Here is a 17,163-nt window from a genome sequence, read left to right on the forward strand (position 1 = left end):
AGCGCTGATGGCGGCATCCGTCCGGTGCCGGCGTGCAGTGCATGCCCGAGCTTTCAGGACATCCGGAATGCAGACCTATCTGACGGCCATCGGGGCCGGGGTGCTGGTGGGGGTGATCTACAGCCTGCTCGGCGTGCGCTCGCCGGCGCCGCCGGTGGTGGCGCTGCTCGGGCTGCTCGGCATGCTGGCCGGGGAGCAGATCGTGCCCATCGCGAAGCGCATGCTCGGTGGCGAGCAGCTCAGCCTCTCCTGGCTGAAGCGCGAATGCGGCGAGCATGTCTTCGGCGCCCTGCCGGGCCGGCCTGCCCCCGGCGCCGACAAGGACGCCACCTGATGCGCCCGGCGCGCCGCCAGGCCGCGCTCGGCGGCAGCGCCGCCGCCTTCGTCCGCCTCCTCGGCGGCCCCGCCGCCGCCCGGACCTCCGGCCAGGGAAACCGCCCATGCAAGCAGAACTCCTTCTGACCAATGGCCGCTTCACCACGCTGGACCGCGCCAACCCGGCGCCGGAAGCGGTGGCGATCGCCGGCGGCCGCATCCTCGGCGTCGGCACGGCGGCGGAGATGCAGGCGCTCGCCAGCCCGGCGACGCAGATCCTCGACCTCGGCGGGCGGCGGGTGATCCCGGGGCTGATCGACAGCCACATGCACATCATCCGCGGCGGGCTGAACTACAATATGGAGCTGCGCTGGGACGGGGTGCGCAGCCTGGCCCAGGCGATGGAGATGCTGAAGCGCCAGGTGGAAGTCACGCCGCCGCCGCAATGGGTGCGCGTGGTCGGCGGCTTCACCGAATACCAATTCGCGGAACGCCGCCTGCCGACGCTGGACGAGCTGAACGCGGTGGCGCCGGACACCCCGGTCTTCATCCTCCACCTCTATGACCGTGCCTTGCTGAACGCCGCCGCGCTGCGCGCCGTGGGCTACACCAGGGACACGCCGGAATTCCCCGGCGGCGAGATCCAGCGCGACGCCGCCGGCAACCCCACCGGCCTGCTGCTGGCCAAGCCCAACGCCACCATCCTCTATGCGACCCTGGCCAAGGGGCCGAAGCTGCCGCCGGAGTACCAGCTCAACTCCACCCGCCACTTCATGCGGGAGATGAATCGCCTCGGCGTCACCACCATCATCGATGCCGGCGGCGGCTACCAGAACTACCCGGACGACTACGCCATCATCGAGAAGCTGCACGAAGATGGCGAGATGACGCTGCGCATCGCCTACAACCTCTTCACCCAGAAGCCGAAGCAGGAGCTGGCGGACTTCGCCGGCTGGGTGAAGCAGGTGAAGCCGGGCCAGGGCGACGATCTCTACCGCCACAACGGCGCCGGCGAGATGCTGGTCTACACCGCCGCCGATTTCGAGGATTTCCGCGTGGAGCGGCCGGACATGCCGCCGGGCATGGAAGCCGACCTCGAACCCGTCGTGCGGCTGCTGGCGGAGAGTCGCTGGCCCTGGCGGCTGCACGCGACCTACAACGAGACCATCTCCCGCGCCCTCGACGTGTTCGAGAAGGTGCACCGCGACGTGCCGCTGACCGGCCTGCACTGGTTCTTCGACCATTGCGAGACCATCACCGACCGCAATATCGACCGCATCGCCGCGCTCGGCGGCGGCATCGCCGTGCAGCACCGCATGATGTACCAGGGCGAGGATTTCGTCGCCCGCTACGGCGCCCAGGCCGCGGAGCGCACGCCGCCCATCGCCCGGATGCTGTCCGCCGGGGTGCCGGTCGGTGCCGGCACGGATGCGACCCGTGTTGCCAGCTACAACCCCTGGGTCTCGCTCGCCTGGCTGGTGACGGGGCGGACGCTGGGCGGGTTCCGCCTCTATCCGCCGCAGAACCGGCTGGACAGGGAGACGGCGCTGCGGCTCTGGACCGAGGCGAATACCTGGTTCTCCACGGAGCAGGGCAAGAAGGGCCGCATCGCCGCCGGCGAGCTGGCCGATCTGGTGGTGCTGGACCGCGACTATTTCGCGGTGCCGGAGGCGGAGATCCAGGACATCGAAAGCGTGCTGACCCTGCTGGGCGGCAAGCCGGTGCATGGCGCGGGCGATTTCGCCGGGCTGGCGCCGCCTTTGCCGCCGGCCATGCCGGACTGGTCGCCGGTGCGCAGCTTCGGCGGCTACCAGCGGCGCGCGGCGGCGGCCAGCACGCAGCCCTTCAGCGTGGCCTGCGGCTGCGCCAGCCCCTGCGGGGTGCATGGCCATGCCCATGCGCGGGCCCTGGCGGCCGACATACCGGTGCGGGACGAGGCCGGGTTCTGGGGCGCCCTCGGCTGCTCCTGCTGGGCCTTCTGACCCATGGCCAGCCCAGCCGACCGCATCGCCGCCCTGCTGGACCAGCCCTGGTTCGGCTTCCTCGCCAGGCTGGCGGTGGCCTTGCCCTTCCTGCTCAGCGGCCTCGCCAAGCTGGCGGATTTCGCCGGCGCCATGGCGGAGGTGCGCGCCCTGGCGGGGCTGGAGCCGGCCTGGCTCTTCGCCGCCCTCGTCATCCTGACGCAGCTCGGCGGCGCCGCCCTGCTGCTCTTCGGCGGCCGCCGGGCCTGGCTCGGCGCCGCGCTGCTGGCGGGCTTCACCGCCGTCGCCACGCTGCTGGCGCATGCCTTCTGGACGAAGCCCGCGGCGGAGCGATTCCTGCACCAGAACATCTTCTTCGAGCATGTCTCGATCATCGGCGGGCTGCTGGCGGCGGCCATCCTGGCGCAGCGCGCCAGCGCCCGGGCGGCGGCCTGATGGCGGCGGAGCCCCAGGCGCACCGCCCGGCGGAGGGCGGCGGGCGCTCCGCCTTCTCGCCGCTGAAGCGGCCGGCCTTCGCCGTGCTCTGGGTGGCGACCATCCTCGGCAATACCGGCACCTTCATGCGGGACGTCGCCAGCGGCTGGCTGGTGACGGAGCTCTCCGCCGCCCCCTCCGCCGTCGCGATGATCCAGGTGGCGGGCACCCTGCCGGTCTTCCTGCTGGCCATCCCGGCCGGCGTGCTGACGGATATCGTCGATCGCCGCCGCCTGCTGGTCGGGGTGCAGATCCTGCTCGGCGGCGTCAGCGCCGCGCTCATGTTCTGCGCGCTGACCGGGGCGCTGACGGTCGGGCTGCTGATCGGCCTCACCTTCCTCGGCGGCATCGGCGCGGCGCTGATGGGGCCGGCCTGGCAATCCATCGTGCCGGAGCTCGTGCCGAAGCCGGATCTGCGCAATGCGGTGGCGCTGAACTCGCTGGGCTTCAACATCGCCCGCGCCATCGGCCCGGCGGTGGGCGGGGCACTGCTGGTGGCCTTCGGCGCCGCCACCACCTATGGCGCCGATGTGGCGAGCTATGCGGTGGTGATCGCCGCCCTGTTGTGGTGGCGCCGGCCGGCGGCGGCCGAGGACGGGCTGCGCGAGGAATTCGGCGGCGCCTTCCGCGCCGGCCTGCGCTATGCCCGGGCCAGCGCGGAGCTGCGGCTGGTGCTGCTGCGCGCGGCGCTGTTCTTCCTCTGCGCCAGCGTGGTCTGGGCGCTGCTGCCGCTGGTGGCGCGGCAGCTCCTCGGCGGCGATGCCGGCTTCTACGGGCTGCTGCTGGCGGCGGTCGGGGCAGGGGCCATCCTCGGCGCGGTGCTGCTGCCGCGGCTGCGCAAGAAGCTGGATACGGACGGGGTGATGCTCTGCGCCGCGCTCGGCGCCGCAGCCGTCACCGCGCTGCTGGCGGCGGGGCCGCCGCAGGCGCTGGCGGTGGTCCTGCTGCTGGCGCTCGGCGCCGCCTGGATCGCGGCGCTGACCACGCTGAACGGCACCGCCCAGGCCATCCTGCCCAATTGGGTGCGGGGGCGGGGGCTGGCGATCTACCTGATGGTGTTCAACGGCGCCTCCGCCCTGGGCAGCCTGGCCTGGGGGCTGGTGGCGGAGCTGGCAGGGCTGCGCGGCACGCTGCTGATCGGCGCGGCGATGCTGGCGGCGGTGGCGCTGCTGGCGCGGCGCCTGGCGCTGCCGGCAGGGGAGGCGGACCTCACCCCCTCCTCCCACTGGCCGGAGCCGGCGCTGGCGGAGCCGGTGGCGCATGACCGCGGGCCGGTGACCGTCACCATCGAATACCGGGTGCGGGCGGCGGACCGCGCCGCCTTCCTGGCGGCGATCGGCAGGCTGGCGCCGGAGCGGCGGCGGGACGGCGCCTTCTTCTGGGTGGTCAGCGAGGATGCGGCGGACCCGGAGCGGCTGGTGGAGATCTTCATGGTGGAAAGCTGGGCGGAGCATCTGCGCCAGCACCGCCGCGTCTCGCAGGCCGATGCCGATCTGCAGGCGGAGGTGGTGCGGTTCCATGCCGGGCCGGAGAAGCCGGTGGTGACGCATCTGCTGGGGGTGTGAGAAAGGGGGGCGCCGGGCCCAAACCCCCAGGCAGGGGGCGCTGCCCCCTGCACCCTCGCCGGGGAGGGGACCCCTCCCCGGACCCCGGTGGGAGTTTGCGGTTCAACCTGCCGACTTTGCCGGGGGGCGGGGGCGCGAAGCGCCCTACACCGGCAGCCGGAACCTGGCCCGCAGCCCGCCCAGCGGGCTCTCCTCCAGCGCAATCTCCCCCCCATGCGCCCGCACGATGTCCCGCGCGATGGCCAGGCCCAGCCCCGTCCCCCCCGGCGCGCCGGAGGCGAAGGGCCGGAACGCCGCCTCCCGCGCCTCCGCCGGAATGCCCGGCCCATCGTCATCCACCGTCACTTGCGCCCAGAGCGTGCCCTCCCCGCGCGCCGCGGTTTCCACCGTCACCCGGATCCGCGTCGCGTGCCGCCTGGCATTGTCCAGCAGATTGCCGAGGCAGCGCCGCACCGCATCGGCCCGCAGCTTCATCTCCAGCCGCTCCGGCGCCGTCACCTCCACCTCGGCGCCGGAGCGCCGGGCATTCGCCGCCACCTCCTGCACCAGCGCCACCAGATCGGCCGGCGCCGCCTGTTCCGTGCCCTCGCCGCGGGCGAAGGCCAGATAGGCGGCGACCATCCGCTCCATCTCCTCCACATCCGCGGTCAGGGCGGCGAGATCCTCCTCCACCTCGGCCGGCCGCGGCAGCATGGCCAGGGTCAGCCGCATGCGGGTCAGCGGGGTGCGGAGATCGTGGCTGATGCCCGCCAGCATGTCCGTGCGCTGGCCGACGAAGCGGCGGATGCGGTCCTGCATGCGGTTGAAGGCGAGCGCCGCCTGCCGCACCTCGGCCGCGCCCTCCGGCTTGATGCTGCCGATGTCGCGGCCGAGGCCGAAGGCCTCCGCCGCCACCGCCAGGCGGTGGATGGCGCGCACCTGGTTCTTCATGAACACCACCGCCACCGCCGAGAGTAGCAAGGCGGAGCCGACCAGCCAGATGACGAAAAGATAGAGCGTGGCGGTGAAGAGGCGCTTGCGCGGCGCCTCCACATGCAGGACGCCTTCCGGCGTCTGCACCCGGATGATGACGCTGCGCGGATCGCTCTGCCAATCCGTGTCGAAGGGACGCTGCACGCGTTCCATCAGCGCGTGGTTCAGGTCTTCCTCCAGCGGCAGCAGCGGCATGCTGGCGCGGCGCTCCACCGGCGCCAGCCGCGCGCCCGGCTCGAAGGCCAGGGAGAGGTCGAGGCGCCAGGCGGCCTCGCGGAAGATCCAGACGCGGTCCTCCGGCGGCTCGCGCCGCAGCAGCTCCACGATCATCGCCACGTCGCCGGCGACGCCGCCGGCGAGGCGGCGGGAGATGACGTCCAGATGCCCGCCGTAGAAGAGCTGCAGCGCGACGAGCTGCAGCACGATGATGGGGCCGAGAATGATGAGGACGGAGCGGCCGAGCAGGCCGCGCGGCATCAGCTCCCGCAGCCAGCGCGGCGGGCTGGCCCGCTTGGCCGGGGCGGCGGGCGCTTCGGCCGCATCGTCCGCCTGCCGTCCCTGGAGCCGGCCGCCCCACCAGGCCCAGACGCGGCCGCTCATGGTCCTGGCCTTGACATACATGCCGGGCGCGTGCCGGTCCCGTCGCCCGCCAGCGCCGCCGCCCTGGCACTGCGCGCCGTCGCATCCCGGGGCCGCGAAGCAGGGGCGGGGCGCCGGTGCTTGGCCGCGCCGCCGACACTTTGTGCCAGCGCCCTGGCACTGCGCGCCGTCGCATCCCGGGGCCGCGAAGCAGGGGCTGGGCGCCGGTGCCTGGCCGCGCCGCCGGCACCTTGTGCCAGCGCCGTGGCGCTGTGCGTCGTCGCGCCCCTGGGCCGCGAAGCAGGGGCTGGGCGCCGGCGCCTGGCCGCGCCGAAGACACTTTGTGCCAGGACTGTGGCGCTGTGCGTCGTCGCGCCCCTGGGCCGCCAAGCAGGGGCCGGGTGCCGGCGCGTGGCTGCGCCGCCGACACTTTGTGCCAGCACCGTGGCGCTGCGCGCCGTCGTGTCGCCGGGCCACGAAGCAGGGGCTGGGCGCCGGTGCGTGGCTGCGCCGCCGGCCCCGTGCGCCAGCACCGTGGCGATGCGCGCCGTCGCTGCCCATCGGGTCAGGCCTCGGCGCAGGGCCGCTCCGCCACTCCCCTGGGACGGCGCCCCGGCCAGGCGCGGCCTCACGGTCCTGGCCTCAGCACATAGCCGCGGTGGCGGACGGTATGGAGGAAGCGCGGCTCGCGCGGGTCGGGCTCGATCTTGCGGCGCAGCCGCGTCACCTGCACGTCCACCGCGCGTTCGCCGGCTTCCGGCGTGCCGAGGGCGGCGGCGATCTCCTCGCGGCTCAGCACCTCCCCGGCGCGGCGGGCGAGGGCGATGAGCAGCGCCGCCTCGCCGCCGGTCAGCCGCACCGTGCCCTCCGGGCCGCGCAGCTCGCTGCGCTCCGCGTCGAACCAGCGCATACCGAGCTGGACGGGGGCGGTGGGCAGGGCCTGCGGCGCCGGGGCGACGCGGCGCAGGATGGTGCGGATGCGCAGCGCCAGCTCGCGCGGGTCGAAGGGCTTCGGCAGGTAGTCATCGGCGCCGAGCTCGAAGCCGGCGACGCGGTCATCCGGCCCGCCGCGCGCAGTCAGCATCAGCACCGGCACGTCATTGCCCTCCCGCCGCAGGGATTCGACGAGCTGCAGGCCGCTTTCCCCCGGCATCATCACGTCCAGCACCACCAGGTCGAAGGCGACGGCGGCGAGGGCGGCGCGGGCGGCCGCGGCATCGGCGGCGGTGGTGACGCGGAAGCCCTGTTCCGCCAGGAAGCGTTGCAGCAGCGCGCGCAGCCTGGCGTCGTCATCGACGACGAGCAGATGCGCGCTGTCCACCAAGGTTTCGCCGGCCATGGCGCCGATACCCCCCAGAGAATGCGACCATTGCGCCAAGGCCGTACCGACTCGGCGCAGTTGGCGGGCGGCCCTCGGTCGCTCACAGGAAAGCTAGTGATCCTTGCCCGGGGGGCAAAGAGGCGACAGGCGCAACGGCAAACTCAGGGTGGGGTCCGGGGGGTCAAGGCACGGCCTTCGACGACCCCGCCCGGCGGGCTGGCGGCACTGCCGCCAATGGGCAGCGCCCCTGGCGGGGGCGCGGGGACGACGCCCCGCCTTACCCCTTCGGCCTCTCCAGCCATTCCAACTGCGCCCGCGCCTCCGGCCCCATCAGCCCGTGCATCACCCGGCGGAAGCCTTCCACCGCCGTCGGCCCGGCTTCCCGGTAGGCCCGCATCACCCATTCCCTTTGCCGCTCGAACAGCCGGCGCTCCAGCGCCTGGCCCTTCGGCGTCAGGGAGAGCAGGCGCTGGCGGCGGTCGCTGCGGCCTGTCGCCTGGTGGACGTACTCCTCCTCCACCAGCGGGGTCAGCACCCGGGCCAGCGACTGCTTGGTGATGCCGAGGATGCCGAGCAGCGCCCCCACCGTGATGCCCGGCCGCCTGCCGACGAAATGCAGCACCCGGTGATGCGCCCGCCCCATGCCGAGCTCCGCCAGGATCTGGTCCGCCCCGGCGGTGAAGTCGCGATAGCCGAAGAAGAGCAGGTCCTGCGCCAGACGCAGCTCCTCCTCGCGCAGGAAGAGCAGGTTGCGGCCGGCGGCGACGGGGGCGCCGGTGGCGGCGGGTTCGGCGGTGGGGGCGTCGGTGCGTTCAGGCATGGCTGGCATGCTGCCCTTTCAAGCCTGGTTTGGTCAGCGTCATTGACACATTTTTCCGATCCATTCTAGCTTACGGCTCAGGACGAAAGGAAATTGCGAGGAAGCGGATCAAGACGCTGCTTCATTGCATCTTCCCGGCCGGCCCGCTAGGCCAGAGGCGCGCGACCCTGCCGCCCCCGCGCCATGGCGCGGTCCGCCGCCGTCCCGCAGGTGTCCTGCCCCTTCCGGCCCCGGCCCGGCCCCGGCCCGGCTCGGAGCCGGAAGGGGCAGGACACCGAGACCAAAGATTGTTGCCCCGGGCCAGCGTCGGGAGGACGCTGGCACGGGGCACCGGATCACCCGAAGGACACGCCCAGATGGCCAGCTTCCCCACCACCCGCACCACCACGCCGAAACAGAAGCCGGCGGATGACGCCCTGGCCTTCGGCCGGGTGCTGACCGACCACATGTTCCTGATGGACTACACGGACGGGGAGGGCTGGCATTCGCCGCGCATCCTCCCCCATGGCCCGCTCAGCCTGGACCCGGCCACCACCGTGCTGCATTACGGCCAGGCGATCTTCGACGGGCTGAAGGCCTTCCGCGGCGCCGATGGCCAGATCCGGCTGTTCCGCGCCGACCGCCATGCGCAGCGCTTCAACCGCTCGGCAAAGCTGATGTGCATGCCGGAGCTGCCGGTGGACGTCATCCGCCAGAGCTTCGACGCGCTGGTCGGGCTGGATGCGGATTGGGTGCCGCGCAAGCCCGGCACCTCGCTCTATCTGCGGCCGACCATCATCGCCACGGATGTGATGCTCGGCGTGCATCCCTCGCACAGCTATCTCTACTTCCTGATCCTCTCGCCGGTGGGCAGCTACTACAGGGAGGGGGTGAAGCCGGTGCGGATCCTGGCGACCGACAGCCATGTGCGGGCGGTGAAGGGCGGCACGGGCGAGGCGAAGACGGCGGCGAATTACGCGCAATCCCTGGCCGGCCAGCGCGATGCGGAGGCGGCGGGCTACACCCAGGTGCTCTACCTGGACGGCGTGCACCGGAAATACCTGGATGAGGTCGGCACCATGAACATCATGGTGAAGATCGGCGATGAGGTGATCACCCCGCCGCTGGCCGGCACCATCCTGGATGGCGTGACGCGCGCCTCCGCGCTGGAACTGATGCGCGACTGGGGGCTGAAGGTGACGGAGCGGCCGATCACCATCGATGAGGTGATGCAGGCCGGCCGCGACGGCTCGCTGCAGGAGATGTGGGGCACGGGCACTGCGGCCGTGGTCTCCCCGGTGGGGACGCTGGGCTACCAGGGCGAGGACGTCACCATCAATGGCGGGCAGACGGGCGCGCTGACCCAGAAGCTCTACGACGCCATCACGGCCATCCAGTACGGGCGCAGCAACGACCCGCATGGCTGGACCAGCGTCGTGCCGGAGGTGCGCGGGTAGCTGGGTGCCGGTGGCGCGCGGGTGGCCTGGATGCCGGAAGTTCGTGGGTAGCTGGGTGCCGGCGGTGCGTGCGTGGCAGGTGCCGGTGGTGCACGGGTAGCTGGGTGCCGGCGGTGCGTGCGTGGCCAGGTGCCGGTGGTGCACGGGTAGCTGGGTACTGACGGTGCGTGCGTGGCCAGGTGCCGGTGGTGCACGGGTAGCTGGGTACTGGCGGTGCACGGGGAGCTGCGAGCCGACGGCGGGCCACTCGGTGCCAGCGGTGCGTGGTTACCGGTGCCGGCGGCGTGCGGCTGGCTGAACGCCGGCGGTGCGCGCGTCGCCGGGTGCCGGCGGCGCACCGGTAGCCGGGAGCCGCGGCGCATAAGGAGCCATGCCGGCGGCCGGCTGAACTCAAATTCCCCGGCCCGGGCGGCCCGCCCCGGCCGAGACAGATCTCCCTTCCCGCGGACCGGGCGCGCCACCCTCCCCGAGGCGGCGGCGGGCCGCGCCTGCCCTGCAAGGAGAACGCTCATGGACGCCGCCTGGGACGCCGCCTGGCTGGCTGCTGCCGCCGGCTTCGCCATCGCCATGTCGGCGACGCCGGGGCCGAACAACGCCATGGTCGCCGCCTCCGGCGCCCGCTTCGGGCTGCGCCGGACCTTGCCGCATATGCTCGGCGTCTCGCTGGGCTTTCCGGTGATGCTGGTGCTGGTGGCGCTGGGCGCGGCGGAGCTGCTGCAGCGCAGCACCGCGCTGCAGGCGGCGCTGCGCTGGGTGGGCGCGGCCTGGATGCTGTGGCTCGCCTGGGGCCTGTTCACCGCGGCCCCCGCCGCGCCGGAGGCAGCAGCGGCGCCGCCGGGTGGGGCGCGGCCGATGCGGCTGTGGCAGGCGGCGCTGTTCCAATGGGTGAACCCCAAGGCCTGGATCATCGCCGCCGGCGCCATCGCCACCTATACCGGCAGCAGCGCCGGCGTGCTGCCGGATGCGCTGGCCCTGGCGGCGATCTTCATCCCGGCCGCCTTCCTCTCCCTGCTGGTCTGGGCGGCGATGGGGCGCGGGGTGGCCCGGCTGCTCTCCCCTGCCGGGCTCCGCTGGTTCAACCGGGCGATGGCGGTGCTGCTGCTGCTTTCCCTGGTGCCGCTGCTGCGCGGGTGAGGCGAGGCGAGCCTCCGGGGCTTGCGGCCCGGCCCCTGCCATTCCCACCTCCTCCGGCGGACGGCGCGGGAGGTGGCGATGCGGATCCGGTTTTGCCTGGCGATGGGGGCGGCCCTGCCCCTGCTGGTGGCCTGCACGGCCGGCCCCACCACCTCCGCCCCCGTGGCGGCCGCCGCGGCCGGCACGCAATTCGACGGGCGCTATGCCGGCCCTGGCATGCTGACCGCGGCCCGCGGCCAGAGCTGCGGCCCGATGGCCTATAATTACCTCGTCACCGTGCAGAACGGCACGGCGGAGGTGATCTACGACCGGCCGCGGATCTTCGGCGCCAAGGGCCCGGTGCGGGGGGATGGCAGCTTCACCCTGCAGCCGACCATCGGCGACACCGACCTGGTCTTCAGCGGCCGCATCGCCGACGGGAAGATGACCGGCGAGGCGCGCGACCAGAATTGCTCCCGCAGCCTCACCCTGCAGAAGCAGGGCTGAGTTCCGCTATCGCCGCGATCCGCGCTTCGGATTGGACGCGGCGGGCGCCGGCGGGGCAGGGTGGTGGCATGACGACAACGCCAAGCCTTGCGCCGGACCGGATGCTGCTGCGGCAATTCCTCGCCTGGGTGGCGGCGGAGCCGCGGCCCTATGCGGTGGCGATGGAGGCTTGGTGCACCTCCTGCCCCCGGCTCTCGATCTGGGAGGATGCGCTGGCGGAAGGGCTGGTGCGGATCCGGCCGGGCGGGGAAGGCGGGATGGCGGCGGCCAGGATCGTGGTGACGGAGGCGGGGCGGGCGCTGCTTTGAACGTAGTGCCGAGAGGGGCTTTGCCCCCCTCGGGCTCCCCCCACCAAAGGCCGAAGGGCCTTTGGAAACCATGAGTCCTGGACCCGTCGGTCGAAGCGCCAAACTCAAGGGTTCTAAAGGGCCTTTCGGCCCTTTGCGGGTGGGGGTTTGGGGGAGGGCAGAGCCCTCCCTCAACGGTCCCCGTAGCCCTGCGGACGCGCGCTATGCCACGCCCAGGCGGTGCGCACGATGTCGTCCAGCGCCCCGAAGCGCGGCGCCCACCCGGTCTCCGCCTTCAGCCGTTCCGAGGACGCCACCAGCACCGCCGGGTCCCCCGCCCGCCGCGGCCCCAGGCTGTGCGGCACGGGCCGGCCGCCGATGCGCTCCACCGCCTCGATCACCTGCTTCACCGAATAGCCAGTGCCGCTGCCGACATTGTAGCGGACGCTGCCCTGCTCCAGCCGCTCCAGCACCCGCAGATGCGCATCGGCCAGGTCCGTCACATGCACATAGTCGCGGATGCAGGTGCCGTCCGGCGTCGGGTAATCGGTGCCGAACACCGTCAATGGCTGGCGGGTGCCGAGGGCGGCGCCGATGGCCAGCGGCACCAGATGCGTCTCCGGCTCATGGTCCTCGCCGATCCGCCCCTGCGGATCCGCCCCGGCGGCGTTGAAATAGCGCAGGCAGGCGAAGCGCAGCCCATGCACCCGGTCCGCCCAGGCCAGCCCCTTCTCCACCATCAGCTTGCTTTCGCCATAGGCGTTGGTGGGGGCCAGCTTCGCCTCCTCGGGGATCGGCACCGCCTCCGGGTCCCCGAACAGGGCGGCGGTGGAGGACAGGACGAAGCGCATCACCCCCGCCTTCACCGCGGCATCGGCAAGGCCGAGGCTGTTGGAGAGGTTCTCGATGCAGTAGCGCAGCGGGTCCCGCATGCTCTCCCCCACCAGGGAGAGGGCGGCGAAATGAAACACCGCCTCGAATTTCCAGCCGGCGAAGATCTCGGCCAGGCTCCGGCGGTCGGCGAGGTCGAGCTGGATCAGCTCCACCCCCGCCGGCACCGCGGCGCGATGCCCCTGGCGGAGATCATCCACCACCACGACCGTATCGCCGCGGTCGGCCAGCGCCCGGACCAGGTGGCTGCCGACATAGCCGGCGCCGCCAGTGACCAGAAAATTGCCCATGGACTCGAGACTCCTCTCCTCCGTCCCGGCCGGGGGGAAGGGGTCGCCGCCGCAGCGCCCACCCTGCCGCTCCGGCCCCGACCCGGCCTATCGCGGTGCAGCATGGCACGCAAGAACAACAGCGCCTGATGCACGGCTTGGTGCGCCGGCGGGCTCAACGGGCGGGTGAAATCCGCCCCATCCGCAAACAACGGCGTGATGCGCCGCCCGCGCAAGGAAACGCGAATGTGCGTCGGCGGCGCGCTCTGGCAGAGGGTAGGGGCACCGGCGCGGATGCGCCCACGGCCCGGAAAGGAACGCCATACGATGCTTCATCGCCGCCCCTTCTGCCTGCTGGGACTGGCCACGCTCGCCGCCTGCGCGACCCCTGGCAGCGACCTGCCCCCCCTGCCGGAGACGGCGGTCAGCGCCTACCGGCTGGGCCCGGAGGACCAGCTGCGCATCACCGTCTTCAACGACCCGCAGCTCAATGGCGAGTTCCGCGTCTCCGCCGGCGGCAACATCGCCGTGCCGCTGGTCGGCTCGGTGCGCGCCGCCGGGCGCACGACGGAGGAGCTGGAGCGGGCGATCGCCGCCGAGATGCGGCGGCAGAGCCTCTACCGCGACCCGTCCGTCTCTGTGCAGGTGCTGACCTACCGGCCGATCTTCGTCCTCGGCATGGTGGAGCGGGGCGGGCAATTCCCCTACCAGCCGGCGATGACGGCGCTGACCGCGGTGGCGCTGGCCGGCGGGTTCAATTACCGCGCCGTCCGCGACTACGTCTCCGTCACGCGGGTCGGGCCGGAAGGGCGGCCGATCGAGTATCGCGCGCCGCGCGAGGCGCTGCTGCAGCCCGGCGACACCGTCACCGTCTTCGAGCGCCGGTTCTGATTGTTCTCCTAGTGTCCTGCCCGCGAAGTTCGCTGGATTTCCAGCGAACGCAGCGGACAAGCAGGCCGCTGAAAACAAAAGCTGGTGGCCCGAGAACGAAGTCCGCAGGACTTCGGAATCGGGCCACTAGAGCAAACTCCGATCAGGTGGAATCACCTGCCCGGAGCAATTTGCTCGCTTGAACAATAACCTGGAGCATTCTCCATGCACCTTGGTGCATGGAGAATGCTCCAGGGCGTTGCGGCGCAAGGCCGTGGGGCGCCTTTTCTCCCGGGAAGCTGCTGGCGCAGCTTCGCGAAGGAGCCCTGGATGGCGCTGCGCAGGATCCAATGCCCGCGCGCCGGCGTCGCGCAGCGCAGGCTCGGCCGGCGATGGGCGACTCGCGCAGCCGGTCGTGGCAAAGCCGCGGCCGGCAACGGCGTCCGGTTCGCGGCCGGGAGGCAGGGGTCCCGCCGCTACAGCGTGATCGGTTGGGGTCGGGCCGACCGAAGCCGTACATCACGCGACCAGACAACATGCGACCAGACAAAGAGCTGGAGCAGGATCGGGTGAGCAAAGCTCGACCGATCCTGCTCCGGTGCGGCCCAGCGGGCGCCGCGGCTCAGCGGGTATTATGGCCCGGTTGGGCCTGCTAGGCTCGGGGCATGCTCCGTGCCCTGTCCGTCCTGGTCTGGCTGCTGGCGATGCCGGGGCCGGCGGCGGCGCAGCGCAGCGAGGCCGCCGCCTGGGCGGCCGTGCGGACACCCAGCGCCGGGCCGCCGCAGATCATCGGCAGCACCGGGCTGGGTTGCCTCGGCGGCGCAGTGGCCCTGCCGGCGGAGGGGCCGGGCTGGCAGGTGGTGCGGCTCTCCCGCAACCGTTTCTGGGGCCATCCGGCGCTGATCGACTGGGTGCGGGGCTTTGCCGCCGAGGCCCAGGCGCGAGGCTTCCAGCCCCTGTGGATCGGCGACCTCTCCCAGCCGCGGGGCGGGCCGATGCCCTGGGGCCATGCCAGCCACCAGGCGGGGCTGGATGCCGATATCTGGCTGGAACTGTCCCCCAAGCCCGCCACGCAAGCGGCGGCGCGGGAGCATATCGAGGTGCCCTCCCTGGTCCTGCCGGATGAAAGCGGGGTGGACCGGGCGCGCTGGCGCCCGCAGCACGCGGCGCTGATCCGGCTGGCGGCGGAACGCCCGGGGGTGGACCGGGTGCTGGTGAACCATGCCATCAAGCGAGAGCTCTGCCGCACGGATCGCGGCGGCGCCTGGCTGCGGCGCGTCCGGCCCTGGCGCGGGCATGACAGCCATATGCATGTCCGGCTGCGCTGCCCGCCGGACCAGCCGGGCTGCCAGGGCCTGCCGCCACCCCCGCCGGGGGATGGCTGCGACGCCACCCTGGATTGGTGGCTGAGCGAGGAGGCGCGGCACCCGCCACCGCGCCCGCGCGGGCCACCGCCCCGCCTGCCCGCCGCCTGCGCCGGGGTGCTGACGGCGCGTTAGGGCGTTCGCCATGCACCCTGGTGCATGGCGAACGCCCTAGTGTCCTGCCCGCGAAGTTCGCCCGATTCCGAAGTCCGCAGGACTTCGGAATCGGGACACTAGAGCGGTTTCACGCTGACTGTGCAGCGCGAAACCGCTCTAGCTTATGGATGGTAGAGCAGATTCACGCCTCCGGGCGATGCCGCCCTCCGGCGATCTGCTCTAGCTCTTTGTTCATGCGAGCGAATTACGCCGATCAGGTGCTTCCACCCGGTCGGCGTAATTTGTTCTAAGGGGCGCGACCGAGGAAGGGGCGGCGACCCTTCGGGACAGGGCGCGCCAGGCGACGCCCGCGAGCGCATAGGGTGCGCGCCCGGACGGGGCGGTGCCCTTGGCCGGGACAGCCGGAGCGTGATGCCCATGCCCCGCGGCCCATGCCTGCATCCGGCCGCGGGCGCCTACCCTTCCGGCGCTCACGCGCCGGCCCTTGCGGCCTATTTCCGCTCCACCCCCCAGAAGACCGGGAAGGCGAAGGGCACCACCCCCTGGAGATTGGCCCGCCACGCCGCCGGGCCGCCGAATTGCCCGGCAATGGCGAAGGTGACGTGCCGATGCGCCGCCGCCTGCAGCTTGTCCGCCAGCTCCCGCCGCGAATCGGGCGTCGCCGCCTCGGAATACTTCGCCAGCAGGTCGGTGATCTCCGGGTCGCAGTACCAGCCGGGCTGCACCGGCGAGCAATTGTAGGAAATCAGCGGGTTGTTCAGCGGATTCGCCAGGTCGATGCCGTTCAGCACGATGGGCGCCACGCTCCAGCCGCCCTGCGCCACCGGCGCGCGGCTGAGGCGGTGCTGCGCCACCGTCGCGTAATCCGTGCTGCGCAGATCCACGTTGAAGCCGGCGCGCCGCATCTGGTCGGAGACGACCAGGCCGATCGGGTTCAGCAGCGCCGAGGCCTGGGCGTGCAGGAACACCACCGGCTCATTGTTGTAGCCGCTGGCCCGCAGGAGCTGCCGCGCGCGTTCGGTGCCGGCCTGCTGCAGCGGCTCGCTGCCCGCCTCCGTGCTGCCGGGGGCGTTGCACATGTAAATGGAGGCGCAGGTGGAGACGATGAGGTCCTCCGGCAGGCCCATCGCCGCCATCACCTCCGGCTGCAGGATGGCGGCCTGCAGCGCCCGGCGGATCTCCGGCTTGTCGAAGGGCGGGACCGCGTGGTTGATGTTCACCACGGCCAGGAACTGGTCGATGCCGCGCGGCTTGCCGACGACGACGTTGCGGTTGCGGCGGAGCCGCTCGACGAAATCGAGCGGGGCGATCTCCAGGAAATCCAGCTCGCCGGCCATCAGCGCCGCGGCGCGGGTCGCCTGGTCGGTGATGCTGACCAGCTCGATCCGCTCCATCTTCGGCACCTTGCCGCCGGCCAGCGCCGAGGGCGGCTCGCTGCGCGGACGGTAGGCGGGGTTGCGGACGAAGCTGGCGCGCTCGCCCGGGCGCCATTCGGCGTGGCGGAACAGGTAGGGGCCGGAGCCGACGATCTCCGTCACCGCCTTGTGCGGATCGCCGGCGGCGAAGCGGGCCGGCATCATCACCGGGATGGTGTGGCCGGATTTGCCCAGCGCCTCGACGACGAAGGCGAAGGGGCGGTTCAGCACGATCTCGAAGCGCCTGGCGTCGAGCACGCGGATCTCCCGCGTTGCCGCCATGAGCTGGCCGCCCAGCGCCTCGCGCTGCGCCCAGCGGCGGATGGAGGCGACGCAATCCTCGGCGGTGACGGCGTTGCCGTCGCTCCAGGCGAGGCCGTCCCGCAGGGTGAAGGTCCAGGTCAGCCGGTCCTGGCTGACCTGCCAGCCTTCCAGCATCTGCGGCTGGTAATTGCCGTTCTCATCGGCGCCGACCAGCGTGTCGAACACCAGATAGGCGAAGACCCGCGTGGCGTTGATGGTGGTGACCAGCGGGTCGAGGATCTGCAGCTCGGTGTTCAGCGAAACGCGCAGGGTGTTGCGGTCCTGCGCCGCCGCCGGCTGGGCGGCGAGCGCAAGGCCGAGCATCCCGGCGGCGATGGTCTTCTTCATCGGTCCACTCCGTTTGTGGGTGGCCGTGCCCGGCGTTGCGAGGGGGGCGTCGCGCCACAAGGCGCGCCCTCCCGAGTGTCCCCCCTTCGCGCTCCCCCTGCCAAAGGCCGCAGGGCCTTTGGAACCATGAGTTAGAGCGCGTGCCCTTGAGGCGCGTCGCCCCGGACATGATGCCGGGAATGCGGCGCTTCCCGGACGGCCCGCAAAGCCGCGAA

The 17,163-nt window shown here is 72.4% G+C and carries 16 protein-coding genes; 11 read left to right on the forward strand and 5 right to left on the reverse strand.

Annotation, left to right across the window (positions count from 1 at the left end):
- Positions 1-67 precede the first annotated feature (67 nt).
- The 5 genes from E5N76_RS01060 to E5N76_RS01075 are packed head-to-tail and all read left to right on the forward strand — an operon-like array spanning position 68 to position 4,336.
- Positions 68-334 carry a DUF1427 family protein gene (locus E5N76_RS01060; protein ID WP_149535444.1) on the forward strand — a complete coding sequence of 89 codons (267 nt, stop codon included), beginning with the start codon at positions 68-70 and terminating at the stop codon, positions 332-334.
- Positions 334-462, forward strand: a complete 129-nt coding sequence (locus tag E5N76_RS30895) for a hypothetical protein (RefSeq protein WP_268921276.1) — start codon at positions 334-336, stop codon at positions 460-462. The genes E5N76_RS01060 and E5N76_RS30895 overlap by 1 nt, the downstream gene beginning before the upstream one ends.
- Positions 441-2,297, forward strand: a complete 1,857-nt coding sequence (locus E5N76_RS01065; RefSeq protein WP_149535445.1) for an amidohydrolase — start codon at positions 441-443, stop codon at positions 2,295-2,297. Before E5N76_RS30895 ends, E5N76_RS01065 begins: the two co-directional genes overlap by 22 nt.
- A gap of 3 nt (positions 2,298-2,300) precedes the next feature.
- Positions 2,301-2,732, forward strand: coding sequence for a DoxX family protein (locus E5N76_RS01070; protein WP_149535446.1), 432 nt, complete (start codon positions 2,301-2,303; stop codon positions 2,730-2,732).
- Positions 2,732-4,336 (forward strand): MFS transporter, encoded by a 1,605-nt coding sequence (locus tag E5N76_RS01075; RefSeq protein WP_149535447.1) that lies wholly within the window; start codon positions 2,732-2,734, stop codon positions 4,334-4,336. Before E5N76_RS01070 ends, E5N76_RS01075 begins: the two co-directional genes overlap by 1 nt.
- Positions 4,337-4,480: 144 nt before the next feature.
- Here the strand turns inward: E5N76_RS01075 and E5N76_RS01080 are convergent, their stop codons facing one another.
- The 3 genes from E5N76_RS01080 to E5N76_RS01090 all read right to left on the reverse strand — a co-directional run bounded on the left by E5N76_RS01080 (position 4,481) and on the right by E5N76_RS01090 (position 8,028).
- Positions 4,481-5,785: an ATP-binding protein gene (locus E5N76_RS01080; RefSeq protein WP_235907543.1), complete on the reverse strand. Its 1,305-nt coding sequence runs from the start codon at positions 5,783-5,785 to the stop codon at positions 4,481-4,483.
- Positions 5,786-6,515: 730 nt separating this feature from the next.
- On the reverse strand, positions 6,516-7,226 hold the full coding sequence (locus tag E5N76_RS01085; RefSeq protein ID WP_187829899.1) for a response regulator: 711 nt from the start codon (positions 7,224-7,226) through the stop codon (positions 6,516-6,518).
- A gap of 259 nt (positions 7,227-7,485) precedes the next feature.
- The gene (locus E5N76_RS01090) at positions 7,486-8,028 is read right to left on the reverse strand and encodes a MarR family winged helix-turn-helix transcriptional regulator (RefSeq protein WP_149535449.1); all 543 of its coding nucleotides are present in this window, start codon (positions 8,026-8,028) and stop codon (positions 7,486-7,488) included.
- A gap of 356 nt (positions 8,029-8,384) precedes the next feature.
- Between E5N76_RS01090 and E5N76_RS01095 the strand changes: the two genes are divergently transcribed.
- The 4 genes from E5N76_RS01095 to E5N76_RS01110 all read left to right on the forward strand — a co-directional run bounded on the left by E5N76_RS01095 (position 8,385) and on the right by E5N76_RS01110 (position 11,392).
- Positions 8,385-9,464, forward strand: a complete 1,080-nt coding sequence (locus E5N76_RS01095) for a branched-chain amino acid aminotransferase (protein WP_149535450.1) — start codon at positions 8,385-8,387, stop codon at positions 9,462-9,464.
- Positions 9,465-9,974: 510 nt separating this feature from the next.
- A complete protein-coding gene (locus E5N76_RS01100; protein ID WP_149535451.1) occupies positions 9,975-10,598 on the forward strand; it encodes a LysE family translocator in 624 nt (207 codons plus the stop codon).
- A gap of 78 nt (positions 10,599-10,676) precedes the next feature.
- Positions 10,677-11,084, forward strand: a complete 408-nt coding sequence (locus E5N76_RS01105; protein WP_149535452.1) for a hypothetical protein — start codon at positions 10,677-10,679, stop codon at positions 11,082-11,084.
- 68 nt (positions 11,085-11,152) lie between these two features.
- A complete protein-coding gene (locus E5N76_RS01110) occupies positions 11,153-11,392 on the forward strand; it encodes a hypothetical protein (protein ID WP_149535453.1) in 240 nt (79 codons plus the stop codon).
- Positions 11,393-11,562: 170 nt separating this feature from the next.
- Here E5N76_RS01110 and galE read toward each other — a convergent pair whose 3' ends face one another.
- Positions 11,563-12,552 carry a UDP-glucose 4-epimerase GalE gene (gene galE, locus E5N76_RS01115; RefSeq protein ID WP_149535454.1) on the reverse strand — a complete coding sequence of 330 codons (990 nt, stop codon included), beginning with the start codon at positions 12,550-12,552 and terminating at the stop codon, positions 11,563-11,565.
- A gap of 306 nt (positions 12,553-12,858) precedes the next feature.
- On the opposite strand from galE, the gene E5N76_RS01120 reads away from it, so the two are divergent.
- Together E5N76_RS01120 and mepA are read left to right on the forward strand one after the other, a co-directional pair.
- Positions 12,859-13,422, forward strand: coding sequence for a polysaccharide biosynthesis/export family protein (locus E5N76_RS01120; RefSeq protein ID WP_235907527.1), 564 nt, complete (start codon positions 12,859-12,861; stop codon positions 13,420-13,422).
- Between the two features lie 644 nt (positions 13,423-14,066).
- A complete protein-coding gene (mepA, locus tag E5N76_RS01125) occupies positions 14,067-14,900 on the forward strand; it encodes a penicillin-insensitive murein endopeptidase (protein WP_149535456.1) in 834 nt (277 codons plus the stop codon).
- A 473-nt stretch (positions 14,901-15,373) separates the two neighbouring features.
- On the opposite strand, the gene E5N76_RS01130 is transcribed toward mepA, so the two are convergent.
- A complete protein-coding gene (locus E5N76_RS01130) occupies positions 15,374-16,948 on the reverse strand; it encodes an ABC transporter substrate-binding protein (RefSeq protein WP_149535457.1) in 1,575 nt (524 codons plus the stop codon).
- Between the last annotated feature and the right edge of the window lie 215 nt (positions 16,949-17,163).

It is taken from the genome of Siccirubricoccus phaeus (assembly GCF_008360935.1).
Lineage (GTDB): Bacteria > Pseudomonadota > Alphaproteobacteria > Acetobacterales > Acetobacteraceae > Siccirubricoccus > Siccirubricoccus phaeus.